10 protein-coding genes are annotated in these 11,584 nt (G+C 66.0%); 3 read left to right on the forward strand and 7 right to left on the reverse strand.

Annotation, left to right across the window (positions count from 1 at the left end; all coding sequences use genetic code 11):
• The first annotated feature begins 109 nt into the window (after positions 1-109).
• From AC1RQP_RS12460 to AC1RQP_RS12470, 3 genes are read left to right on the forward strand one after another with little or no spacing between them, the layout of a single operon-like run.
• A complete protein-coding gene (locus AC1RQP_RS12460; protein ID WP_492937164.1) occupies positions 110-1,003 on the forward strand; it encodes an ABC transporter permease in 894 nt (297 codons plus the stop codon).
• Positions 1,003-2,010: an ABC transporter ATP-binding protein gene (locus tag AC1RQP_RS12465; RefSeq protein ID WP_492937166.1), complete on the forward strand. Its 1,008-nt coding sequence runs from the start codon at positions 1,003-1,005 to the stop codon at positions 2,008-2,010. Before AC1RQP_RS12460 ends, AC1RQP_RS12465 begins: the two co-directional genes overlap by 1 nt.
• A complete protein-coding gene (locus AC1RQP_RS12470; RefSeq protein WP_492937168.1) occupies positions 2,007-2,993 on the forward strand; it encodes an ABC transporter ATP-binding protein in 987 nt (328 codons plus the stop codon). The genes AC1RQP_RS12465 and AC1RQP_RS12470 overlap by 4 nt, the downstream gene beginning before the upstream one ends.
• Here AC1RQP_RS12470 and AC1RQP_RS12475 read toward each other — a convergent pair.
• The 7 genes from AC1RQP_RS12475 to AC1RQP_RS12505 all read right to left on the reverse strand — a co-directional run bounded on the left by AC1RQP_RS12475 (position 2,965) and on the right by AC1RQP_RS12505 (position 11,547).
• Positions 2,965-3,777: a hypothetical protein gene (locus AC1RQP_RS12475; protein ID WP_492937169.1), complete on the reverse strand. Its 813-nt coding sequence runs from the start codon at positions 3,775-3,777 to the stop codon at positions 2,965-2,967. The two genes, AC1RQP_RS12470 and AC1RQP_RS12475, sit on opposite strands and share 29 nt — an antisense overlap.
• 191 nt (positions 3,778-3,968) lie before the next feature.
• A complete protein-coding gene (locus AC1RQP_RS12480; RefSeq protein ID WP_492937171.1) occupies positions 3,969-5,945 on the reverse strand; it encodes an acetyl/propionyl/methylcrotonyl-CoA carboxylase subunit alpha in 1,977 nt (658 codons plus the stop codon).
• On the reverse strand, positions 5,942-7,558 hold the full coding sequence (locus tag AC1RQP_RS12485; protein ID WP_492937173.1) for an acyl-CoA carboxylase subunit beta: 1,617 nt from the start codon (positions 7,556-7,558) through the stop codon (positions 5,942-5,944). Before AC1RQP_RS12485 ends, AC1RQP_RS12480 begins: the two co-directional genes overlap by 4 nt.
• A gap of 115 nt (positions 7,559-7,673) precedes the next feature.
• A complete protein-coding gene (locus AC1RQP_RS12490) occupies positions 7,674-8,540 on the reverse strand; it encodes a beta-keto acid cleavage family enzyme (RefSeq protein WP_319326867.1) in 867 nt (288 codons plus the stop codon).
• 193 nt (positions 8,541-8,733) lie between these two features.
• On the reverse strand, positions 8,734-9,534 hold the full coding sequence (locus tag AC1RQP_RS12495; protein ID WP_492937175.1) for an AraC family transcriptional regulator: 801 nt from the start codon (positions 9,532-9,534) through the stop codon (positions 8,734-8,736).
• A 193-nt stretch (positions 9,535-9,727) separates the two neighbouring features.
• A complete protein-coding gene (locus tag AC1RQP_RS12500; protein ID WP_492937177.1) occupies positions 9,728-10,384 on the reverse strand; it encodes a glutathione S-transferase family protein in 657 nt (218 codons plus the stop codon).
• Positions 10,384-11,547: an acyl-CoA dehydrogenase family protein gene (locus AC1RQP_RS12505; protein WP_492937179.1), complete on the reverse strand. Its 1,164-nt coding sequence runs from the start codon at positions 11,545-11,547 to the stop codon at positions 10,384-10,386. The genes AC1RQP_RS12500 and AC1RQP_RS12505 overlap by 1 nt, the downstream gene beginning before the upstream one ends.
• Positions 11,548-11,584: the final 37 nt, after the last annotated feature.

Here is an 11,584-nt window from a genome sequence, read left to right on the forward strand (position 1 = left end):
GGCCGGGACAAGCCCGGCCATGACGCTGTGGAAACAGTCGGTACCCATAGCCACGTCTCATATGCGATAGCCCTGCCGCAAGCGGGGAGAGGGGGAAGATAGAGCTTACATGGCCGCAATCGACTATGATCTCGAACTACGGCGCGCCGGCGCATATGCGACCGGCGGCTGGCGGCGCGTGCTGTTCATGGCGCAGCGGCATGTGCTGGGCGCGGCCGGCCTCGTCATCATAGCGGTGTTCGTGCTGACCGCGATCTTCGCCGACTTCATCGCGCGCTACGATCCGCTGACGGTCGATTCCGCCCGCGCGCTGGCCCGCCCGAGCCTGGCGCACTGGATGGGCACCGATTCCTTCGGCCGCGACGTGTTCAGCCGCATCATCCACGGCGCGCGGATCTCGCTCGCGGTCGGGCTCGGTTCGACCGCGCTCGGCGGCACGATCGGCGTCATCGTCGGCCTCACCTGCGGCTATCTCTCGGGCTGGGTCGATCTCGTCTTCCAGCGCGTCTCCGACGTTCTCCAGGCGCTGCCGCTTCTGGTGCTGGCCCTGGTGATGACGGCGGCGCTCGGCCCTTCGCTGCCCAATGTGATCATCGCCATCGCCATCCCGCTGATCCCGACGGTCGCGCGCGTCATCCGCGCCAATACGCTGGCGCTGCGCGAGCAGCCCTTCGTGGAAGCCGCCAAGTCGATCGGCATGAGCGAGATGCGGATCGCGCTGCGCCACGTGCTGCCGAACACGCTGGCGCCGCTGATCGTGCTGGCGACCGCGCAGCTCGGCTCGACCATCCTCACCGAAGCCTCGTTGTCCTTCCTCGGCCTCGGCATTCCCGAGCCTTATCCGTCATGGGGGCGCATGCTGTCGGAATCCGCCGCCGAATATGTCCGCACCGCGCCGTGGCTCGTGATCTTCCCGGGCATCGCGATCAGCCTCGCCGTATTCGGCGCCAACCTGTTCGGCGACGCCCTGCGCGACATCCTGGATCCGAGGCAGCGCGGCTGATGGCGGACAAATCCGATCTCGTGCTCGACGTCAGGAACCTGAAGACGGTGTTCTTCACCAATTCCGGCCTGTTCAAGGCCGTCGACGATCTCTCGTTCAATGTCAGACGCGGCGAGACGCTGGCGATCGTCGGCGAATCCGGCTGCGGCAAGAGCGTCACCGCGCTGTCCTTGATGCGGCTCGTGCCCGATCCGCCCGGTCGCATCGTCGGCGGCTCCGTCACGCTCGAAGGCACCGAGCTGCTGTCGCTGGATGAAGCGCAGATGCGCGCGGTCAGGGGCAACCGCATCTCCATGATCTTCCAGGAGCCGATGACCTCGCTCAATCCGGTGATGCGGATCGGCGACCAGATCGTCGAGGCGGTGCGGCTGCACCGGAGCATCACGGCGAAAGAGGCCCATGCCATCGCGATCGAGATGCTGCGCCTCGTGCGCATTCCCGAGCCGGCGCGACGCGCGCGGGAATATCCGCATCAGCTGTCCGGCGGCATGCGCCAGCGCGCGATGATCGCGATGGCGCTGGCCTGTCGGCCGGCGCTGCTGATCGCGGACGAGCCGACCACCGCGCTCGACGTCACCATCCAGGCGCAGATCCTGGCGCTGATCCTCGACCTTCAGAAGGAGCTCGGCACCGGCCTCGTGCTGATCACGCACGATCTCGGCGTCGTCGCGCAGACGGCGCAGCGCGTGATCGTGATGTATGCGGGGCGAAAGGTCGAGGAGGCCAGCGTCGAGGCGCTGTTCGCCTCACCGATGCATCCCTATACGCGCGGGTTGATGGCCTCGATCCCGGCCGTCCCGGCATCCGGTGTCCCGGCGCAGGCGCGGCTGAACGAGATCCCCGGCACGGTGCCCTCGCTGGTGGGGCTGCCGAAGGGCTGCGCCTTCGCGCCGCGCTGCAAGCTCGCCATCAAGCGCTGCGAGGCCGAGTATCCGCCGCTGGCCGACTGGGGCGGCGGCCATCTCGCTGCCTGCTGGCGCGCGGAAGACGTCGCGGAGGTGGCATGACCGAAGCGCTGCTCGAAATCACCGACCTCAAGAAGCACTACCCGGTGCGCGCCGGCGTGTTGCGCCGGCAAGTCGGCACCGTGCATGCGGTCGACGGCGTCTCGTTCGCGCTCGGGACCGGCGAGACGCTCGGCCTCGTCGGCGAATCCGGCTGCGGCAAGTCCACGGTGGCGCGGAGCGTGCTGCGGCTAGTCGAGCCGACCTCGGGCCAGATCCGGCTCGACGGCGAGGACATCACCCATCTGTCGAAGACGGCACTGCGCCCGCACCGGCGTTCGATGCAGATCGTGTTCCAGGACCCGTTTGCCTCACTCAATCCGCGCATGACTGCGGGCGACATCGTCGGCGAACCCATCGCCGTGCATGGCCTTGCAAGCGGCAAGGCGCTGGCGGCGCGCGTCGCACAGCTGTTCGAACAGGTGGGCCTGCGGCCCGACCAGATGCGCAACTTCCCGCATCAGTTCTCCGGCGGCCAGCGCCAGCGCATCTGCATTGCGCGGGCCCTGGCGCTGGGGCCGCGCCTGATCGTCTGCGACGAGCCGGTGTCCGCGCTCGACGTCTCGATCCAGGCGCAGGTGATCAACCTCCTGATCGACCTGCAGCGCCAGCACGGCTTCTCCTACCTCTTCATCGCCCACGACCTCGCCGTGGTCGCCCATATCAGCCACCGCGTCGCCGTGATGTATCTCGGCCGCATCGTCGAGATCGCGGACAAGGACGAGCTGTTCCGCAACCCCCGACATCCCTACACGCAGGCCCTGCTCGCCTCGGTGCCCGTCGCCAACCCGCTCGCGAAGAAGCTGACTCCGCTGGTCGACGGCGACGTGCCGAGCCCGGTCAACCCGCCTTCGGGCTGTGCGTTTCACACGCGCTGCCGGTTCGCGATGGAACGCTGCAAGACGGAGCGGCCGGCGTTGGTGGACGCCGGCGACGGGCACCAGGTGGCGTGCTTGCTCAATGAGGGGACGGGGCGCGGCCAGTAGGCCGCAACGCCCGGATCACCGGCCAGGCCGCCAACGCCGCGGCCAGATGCTTGAGCGTGTGGCCCGAGACGATGTGCCCCGTCGCTTCGAACACCGTCGCGTCACCGAGTTCGAAGAATTTCGCCAGCACATAGAAGAAAATCACGCCGCCGAGCGGCACGCCGAGCGCACCCGGCAGCGGCCGTGCGAACGCCAGTCCCACGGCGAGAGCCATGCCGCCGAACTGCACGACCGCCCATGGAGTGAGATTCTCGTGTGCCACCCAGGCCGCGAGCAGGCCCGCAACCATCATCAGCACCAGCACCGCTTCGCCTGCGCGCACGCTGATGCGCTCGCTGGCCGCGATGCCAAGAAAGCCCGCGAACGCCACCGCCATGCCGACGCGATCGGCCACGAGCCGCTGCGGCATGTCGGGGTCCAGATGATAGAAGCCTGAGCCCAAGCAGGTGAGGATCAGTCCGATGAAGAACCAGCCTGCACCCACGGGCGCATCATTGCGGGCGCGCAGCCGCTCTGTGCCCCAGACGCCCATCGCGAGGAAGGCGAGATTGCTCAGCACGTCGCCGGCATTGGGCACACCCAGCCAGGGGCGGGTGTCAACGAAATGCGGGATGTGCCAGGCGGCGGCAGGCAGCGCAGGAGCGAGCAGCACCACCAGCGCAAGGACGAACAGCATGCCGGCCAGGCATTTTTCGCGGACCGTTGATACGGCGAACGGCAGCCGGCTGGACACTGAGGGGAGGGCGGCGTCCGTCTCTCGAGCGGGATCAGTTGCGCGCGACATGCGAGCCTCCATGCGAATTGAACAATGTTCATATTTGTCGCACGAAAATGAACACCGTTCAATCCGAATTGCGCAGGGCACGATTCGCGACCTATCGTATTGAAACTCTTGGTATTTCACGATCAACAGGCGATGGGCACGGCGTTAACGGCGCTATACGCCGTTGCCCAGCCGATACTGCATTCGCGGCGCTACCCCGCCCCGATCTCCGCCACGATCCTGCCCGTCGTCACCTGCTCGCCTTCGGCGACGTCGATTGCCGCGACGACGCCGTCGAGGCCGGCCTTGTGGACGTGCTCCATCTTCATCGCTTCCAGCGTCAGCACCGGCTGGCCCGCGGTGACGCGGTCGCCCGGCTTGACCAGGACAGCGACGACGCGGCCATTCATGGCGGCACGGACCTTGCCGTCACCGCCATTGCTTGCTGCAGCCTTCGGCGCCGCCAGCGTGAGATCGATCGCCGCAAGCGGGATGCCGCGATGCTGGAGGTAGAGCCGGTCGGCATCGCGCAGGAATTTGGCGCTGTCCATCACGCCGTCATGGCGAAAACGGATCGCATCGGCATCGAGCTGCTCGATCTCGAACCTGTCCCGACGGCCATCGGTGGCGACGGTGTAGCTGCCATCGCGCTCGCGCGTGACTTCGAGCTCGTGGACGTGGCCAGCGATCTCGAGTTTCGCTGGAAGCGGGAACGTTGCGGACAGACTCCGACCACTCTGCCAGGCAGGCGCGCGCGGATTTGTGACGTAGAGCAGCAAGCCCGCCAACACCGTATCGAATGCAGCGCCCCTGCGCGGCGCCAGCAGCTCGTCGCGATACGCACCGATGAAGGCTGTCGTCGCCTCGCCCTTGGCAAAGCCGGAGTGACGCAGGCAGGAGATCAGGAACGCCTGGTTCGTGGTCACGCCAAACGCCGTGAGCTGCTCCAGGCCGACGATCAGCCGTCCCCTCGCCTCTTCGCGACTCGCACCATGGCTGATGATCTTGGCGATCATGGAATCGTAGAACGGCGGGATTTCGGAGCCCGACTGCAGCGCGTGCTCGACGCGGATGCCGTCGGGCACCTGCCAGCGCGCCATGCGGCCGGACTGCGGCATGAAATCCTGCGCGGCATCCTCCGAGCAGAGCCGCACCTCGATGGCATGGCCTTCGAAGCGGATGTCCTGCTGCTTCACCGGCAGCGGCTCGCCACGCGCGACACGCAGCTGCAACTCGACGAGATCGAGCCCGGTGACCGCCTCGGTCACGGGATGCTCCACCTGGAGACGCGTGTTCATCTCCATGAAGTAGAACTCGCCACGCTCGTCGAGCAGGAACTCCAGCGTCCCCGCCCCTTCGTAGCGCAGCGCCTTGACCGCGGCGACCGCGACCTCTCCCATCCTCGCGCGCAACTCGGGCGTGACTGCGGGCGACGGCGCCTCCTCGATCAGCTTCTGGTGCCGCCGCTGCACCGAGCAGTCGCGCTCGCCGAGATGGATGGCGTTGCCGTGGCTGTCGCCGAACACCTGGATCTCGATATGGCGCGGGTTCTGGATCGCACGTTCCAGGATCACGGCGGGGTCGCCGAACGCGGCCTTCGCCTCGGAACGCGCACTGCGCAGCGCATCGGGAAACGAGGCCGCGTCGGCCACGAGCCGCATGCCGCGTCCGCCGCCGCCGGCGACCGCCTTGATCATCACGGGAAAGTCGATCTTTCTGGCTTCCGCCAGCATGACCTCGTCACCCTGCTCGACCCCTTGATAGCCGGGCACGATGGGCACGCCGGCCTTCTTCATGATCTCCTTGGCGCCGGCCTTGTTGCCCATCGCCGCGATCGCCTGCGGCGACGGGCCGATGAAGACGAGACCGGCCTCCTTGCAGGCGCGGGCGAACTCCTCGTTCTCGGCGAGAAAGCCGTAGCCGGGATGGACGGCATCCGCGCCGCTCGCCTTTGCGGCCCCGATGATCGCGGGAATGCTGAGATAGGATTGCGCCGGAAGCGCTTCGCCGATGCGCACGGCCTGATCGGCGTGCTTCACGTGGAGCGCATCGCGGTCGGCATCCGAGTAGACGGCGACGACGCCGAGACCGAGCCGGCGTGCGCTACGCATGACGCGCAATGCAATCTCGCCGCGATTGGCGATCAGGACCTTGAAGAACGGCCGGTGCTGCACTGATCCGTTCCTCATGGCCGGGCCACCGAAAACTGCATCCGCTGGGGTGTGCGCGCATCGCCCTCGCGGCAGATCGCGAGCGCTTCCGACAGCACCGCGCGCGTGTCGCGCGGATCGATCACTCCGTCGTCGAGCACGCGTGCGCTGGTGGAGAACACGTCCATCTGGCCGTCGAACACACCGACGATCTGCGCCTTCATGGCATCCAGCTTGTCCCTCTCGATCGGCTTGCCGCGGCGCGCTGCGGCGGCCTCGGTCACGATCGCCATGGTCTCGGCCGCCTGCTCGCCGCCCATCACGGCGGTCTTGGCATTCGGCCAGGAGAAGCAGAAGCGCGGATGGAAGCCGCGCCCGCACATGCCGTAATTGCCGGCTCCGAACGAGGCGCCGCAATAGATGGTGATCTGCGGCACCGTCGCCGAGGTGACCGCCTGGATCATCTTGGAGCCGTGCTTGATCATGCCGGCTTCTTCATAGGCCTTGCCGACCATGTAGCCGGTGGTGTTGTTCAGATAGAGCAGCGGCGTCCGGGTCTGGCAGCAGGCCTGGATGAAATGCGTCGCCTTGTTGGCGCCGGCGGGATCGAGTGGACCATTGTTGGTGATGATGCCGATGGCCTGCCCTTCGATGCGGGCATGCCCGCAGACCGTGGCAGGCCCGTAATTCGGCGCCATCTCGGTGAAATCGGAATCGTCGATGATGCGCGCGATCACCTGCTTCATGTCCACGGGGCGCTTGTGGTCCATCGGCATGATGCCTAGCAGTTCGTCCTGGTCGTAGCGCGGCGGCTTGAATTCTGGCGTCGCCCTGTCCGGCCGCTCCCACTTCAACGCCGCCATGATCTCGCGCGCGATGCGCAGGGCATCGCGGTCGTCCTCGGCGAGATAGTCGCCGAGACCGGAAACCTGTGTGTGCATCTCGGCGCCGCCGAGCTCTTCCTCGGTCGCAACCTCGCCGGTCGCGGCCTTCAACAACGGCGGACCCGCAAGGAAAGCACGGGTGCGGCCACGGACCATGACGATGTAGTCGGAAAGACCGGTCTGATAGGCGCCGCCCGCGGTGGACGAGCCATGCGTGACGGTGACGACCGGCAGGCCGGCCGCGGAAAGGCGCGCCAGATTGCGAAAGATGTTGCCGCCGCGGACGAAATCCTCGACGCGGTAGCGCAACAGATTTGCGCCGGCGCTTTCGACGAGCTGCACGTAGGGCAGCTTGTTCTCCAGTGCGAGTTCCTGCACCCGCAGCGTCTTGTCGAGACCGTAAGGCTGCAGCGCGCCGGCATCGATGCCGGCGTCGTTGGCGCTGACCATGCAGCGGATGCCCGAGACGAAGCCGATGCCGGCGATGACGCCGCCGCCGGGCACGCTCTTGTTCGGATCGGGCACGTCGAACATGTAGCCCGCGAGCGTCGACAGCTCGACGAAGGGCGCACCGGGATCGAGCACCAGGGCGACGCGTTCGCGCGGCAGCAATTGTCCGCGCTTGTGGAAGCGATCCTTGGCCGCGGCCGACGCCGCCCGCGTGCGCTCTTCCAGCGCGCGCATGCGGTCGATCAAGGCGAGCATGCCGTCACGGTTGGCATGGTAGGCGGCGCTGCCGGGGGAAACGGTGCTTTCGAGAATGGACATGGACTTGATCCTGCTCCTCATTGCGAGGAGCGAAGCGACGAAGCAATCCAGACTGCATCCGAGGAGAGATTCTGGATTGCTTCGCTTCGCTCGCAATGACGGGTGAGGCGATACCTTACCTGTTCGTCCCAAAGATCTTCCGCGCCTCGGCCGGGCTCGCGATCTCGCGGCCGGCACGCCGCGCGCAGGCGGCGACCGCTTCGATCAGCTGGCCGTTCGAGGTCACCTTCGTGCCGTCGGCGAGGTAGAAGGTATCCTCCAGCCCCGTGCGGAGATGGCCGCCGAGTTCGGCGCAGCGCTGGTGCAGCGGCCAGATCTCCTCGCGACCGATCGCGGTGACCTGCCAGTTCGCCTCGGGGCGCTTCAGCTTGATCAGGATCGGCAGCAGTTCGGGATCAGCAGGCATGCCGGAGGCAACACCCATCACGAAATTGTACTCGAGCGGGCCGTTGTACATTCCGACCTGGCGATACATGCCGACGCAGCGGACGATGCCGACATCGAAGCACTCGAACTCGGGGATGGTGCCGACCGCGTTCATGACGTCGAGATAGTCCTTCACCTTCTCGACCGCATTGTCGAACATCATCGGCGGCCAGGCCCAGGTGTTGTCGGCCTTCACTTTCAGGTAGTTCAGCGAGCCGGCATTGCAGGCGGCGATCTCCGGCCTGGTCTCGCGGATGCAATCGAGCGCGCCACTGTAGTTCGGGCCGGAGACCCCCGAAGTATGGTTGATGATCACGCCCGGGCACGCCTCGCGGATCGCCTGCTGGATCTCCTTGCTGACAGCGACCTCCCAGGACGGCAGGTGCCCCTTGTTCGGCGCCTGCTGGCGCAGATGGATGTGCATGATGGACGCGCCGGCATCGAACGCAGCCTTGGCCTCGCGCGCCATCTGCTCGGGCGTCACGGGCACGTTGTGCTGCTTCGGGTCGGTGAGCACGCCGTTCAGCGCGCAGGTGATGACGGCCTTGTCGCTCATGCCACTAATGTCTCGCACGTTGAGAATTCAACGCTTGCGATCATGTGACGCGCGACATGCGGCTTCTTGCGCGGAGAAGCTGAGAAACGGCAGGCTTTCGTAGGGTGGGCAAAGCGAAGCGTGCCCACGCTCTTTGCCAGTTGCCGGGAGGTGGTGGGCACGGCGCAAGTGCGCCTTTGCCCACCCTACGAATCTACGAAGCCTCCGCCAGCCGCACCGTCTCGGTGCTGCGATAGATCGCAAGGTCGCGCGAGCCGACGAAGATCGCACGCGGTTTCAATCCGTAGAAGCGGCGGATCGAGTGACTGAAATGCGTCGAGTCGGGATAGCCGATGTCCTGCGCGAGGTGAGCGAGGTTGAGGTCCTGGTTGGCAAAGTGCAGCAGATGCCGCGCGCGCTTCCAGGCACGGAAGGAGCGGAAGGAGATGCCGGTCTCCTCCTTGAACAGATGCAGGAAGCGCGATGCCGAGAGGCCCGCCTCTGCCGCACACGTATCCGCCGTCACCGGCTCGCCGGAGAAACGCCCGATGCGGGCGACCGCGCGCATCACGCGCGGGTCGAGCACGCGACGTGGCAGCGCCTCGCCAAAGCACATCTCGTCGAACTCGGCGGTGGTGATGTCGCCGTAGCGCCGCTGGCGCAGCAGCGTATAGGCGGCCAGGATCTTGCGCGCATAGGCGGCCTTGTCCGGCCCCCGGAGCCGCTCGGCCAAAGCCTCGATCACGCCATCCGGCATGCTTTCCGGCTCCAGCGTCACGCTGATCACGGTGCGGTAGTCGCTGGCGATGGTGTGCCGCTGGTTCGGCAGGGTCACGACCAACTCGTCCGATGTCTGGACGTCGTCGATCGTCAGGTGCAGGCTGCCCTTCACCGCCACATAGACATGGCAGCAACCGGGGGTGCGCTTGCGGGGCCGGCCGAGCAGCCCGGCATAGAATACCCGCTCCGGCGTGATCAGCATCAGATGGTCGGATTCGCGACCTTTATCTTCCATTGGGGTCCTCCTCGCGCGGCTCTCTGGCCGCTGCGCACGGAGGTCACCTTAGCGGAAATTTGGGCGCTGTCACGACAGGATAGCGCTGTCATGAAACATGCATCGTCGTTCCGAGGCGGTCCGCAGGACCGAGCCCGGGAACCTCGAGATTCCGGGCTCGATGCTTCGCATCGCCCCGGAATGACAGCCTCCCTTACGCCCTCACCCTCGCTGCAACATTCTGCTCGGCGCCAGCCTTCTGTTCCGCAGCAACTGCGCGCTTGAAACCGTCGCGCTGCTGCAGGCGAGCCCAATAGGCTGCGACATTTGGCCCAAAATCCTTGGCGAGCCCGATGTTGCTCGCCAGGCGGAGCGCGTATCCGATGACGATGTCAGCGGCGGTGAAGCGGCCCGCGCACAATGTTTCGGCATTCGCCGTGGCTGCCTCGACGGCGCGCAGTCTCCCCAGGAACCATTTTGCGTAGTCGGTGGCGACTTGCGGGTTGCGGCGCTCCTCCGGCTCGAGTTGGGTGTATCGGAGCACCAGCGTCTGTGGGAAGGTTAACGTGGCGTCGCTGAAATACATCCAGTTCAGGAAGGCGCCATAGGCGGGATCCTCCGGTCCGACCATCAACGGCGTCGGGCCGTATTTGATGCCGAGATAGTGGCAGATGCCGGAGGACTCGGTCATCTTCGTTTCGCCGTCCACCATGAAGGGAATCGTGCCCAGCGGATTGAGCGCAAGATATTCCTTGGCGAAGACGCGCGGCGGGAACGGCAGCATCTTCAGCTCATAGGGCAGCCTCATCTCCTCCAGCATCCAGAGCGGGCGAAACGAGCGCGCGGCGTCGCAGTGATAGAGCGTGATCATCAAGCACTCCCTTTGCTGCCGGGCAGCGTACCCATCATCTTGCACAGGACCATCAGCATGACCTCGTCGGCGCCGCCGCCGATCGAGGTCAGGCGGCTGTCGCGATAGGCGCGGCTGACCGGCGTCTCGTTGGTAAAGCCCATTCCGCCCCAATATTGCAAGCAGGCGTCGGTGAGCTCGCGGCCGAGGCGGCCGGCCTTCAGCTTGGCCATGGTCGCAAGCCTCGTCACGTCTTCGCCCGCCACCAGCTGCTCGGCGGCACGATAGATCAGCGCGCGCAGCAGCTCGACCTCGGTCTGCATCTCCGCGAGCTTGAAGTGCACGACCTGGTTGTCGAGGATGCTCTGGCCAAAGGCCTTGCGATTGCGAGTATATTCGATGGTCTCGTTGATGATGTATTCGTGCGACTTGAGGCAGGCGGCCGCGCCCCACAGCCGCTCCTCCTGGAACTGGATCATCTGGTAGGTGAAGCCCTTGCCCTCCTCGCCGATCCGGTTGCGCTTGGGCACGCGGACGTTGTCGAAGAAGATCTGCGCGGTGTCGGAGGAACGCATGCCCATCTTGTCGAGCTTGCGGGCGACGGTGACGCCCTTGCTCTTCATGGGCACGCAGATCAGCGACTTGTTGCGATGAACGGGGCCGTCGCCGGTGTTGGCGAGCAGGCAGATCCAGTCGGCCTGCGTGCCGTTGGTGATCCACATCTTGCCGCCGTTGACGACGTAATCGTCGCCGTCGGAGCGCGCCTGGGTCTTGATCGAGGCGACATCGGAGCCCGCGCCGGGCTCGGAGACGCCGATGCAGGCGACGTAATCTCCGGCAATCGAGGGGGCCAGAAATTCGCGACGGACCTCGTCCGAGCCGAATCGTGCCAGCGCGGGCGTCGCCATGTCGGTCTGCACCCCGATCGCCATCGGCACGCCGCCGCAGGTGATGGCACCGAGTTCCTCCGCCATCATCAGCGCATAGGAGTAATCGAGACCAGAGCCGCCGAACTCGACCGGCTTGTTCAGGCCGAGGAAGCCGAGATTGCCCATCTTCTTGAACAGCTCGTGCGCCGGGAAGATGTCGGCCTTCTCCCATTCATCGACATGGGGATTGATCTCGTTTGCGATGAACTTTTGCAGCGAGCGGCGGATGTCGTCGTGGTCGGTGGTGAATAGCATCTTGCTCCTGTCATTCCGGGGCGGCGCGAAGCGTCGA

It is taken from the genome of Bradyrhizobium sp. GW821-FHT13H06 (assembly GCF_058803975.1).

Coding starts and splice junctions, on each gene's coding strand:
- AC1RQP_RS12460 (WP_492937164.1), top strand. CDS start 110: ATGGCCGCAATCGACTATGATCTCGAACTACGGCGCGCCGGCGCATAT.
- AC1RQP_RS12465 (WP_492937166.1), top strand. CDS start 1,003: ATGGCGGACAAATCCGATCTCGTGCTCGACGTCAGGAACCTGAAGACG.
- AC1RQP_RS12470 (WP_492937168.1), top strand. CDS start 2,007: ATGACCGAAGCGCTGCTCGAAATCACCGACCTCAAGAAGCACTACCCG.
- AC1RQP_RS12475 (WP_492937169.1), bottom strand. CDS start 3,777: ATGTCGCGCGCAACTGATCCCGCTCGAGAGACGGACGCCGCCCTCCCC.
- AC1RQP_RS12480 (WP_492937171.1), bottom strand. CDS start 5,945: ATGAGGAACGGATCAGTGCAGCACCGGCCGTTCTTCAAGGTCCTGATC.
- AC1RQP_RS12485 (WP_492937173.1), bottom strand. CDS start 7,558: ATGTCCATTCTCGAAAGCACCGTTTCCCCCGGCAGCGCCGCCTACCAT.
- AC1RQP_RS12490 (WP_319326867.1), bottom strand. CDS start 8,540: ATGAGCGACAAGGCCGTCATCACCTGCGCGCTGAACGGCGTGCTCACC.
- AC1RQP_RS12495 (WP_492937175.1), bottom strand. CDS start 9,534: ATGGAAGATAAAGGTCGCGAATCCGACCATCTGATGCTGATCACGCCG.
- AC1RQP_RS12500 (WP_492937177.1), bottom strand. CDS start 10,384: ATGATCACGCTCTATCACTGCGACGCCGCGCGCTCGTTTCGCCCGCTC.
- AC1RQP_RS12505 (WP_492937179.1), bottom strand. CDS start 11,547: ATGCTATTCACCACCGACCACGACGACATCCGCCGCTCGCTGCAAAAG.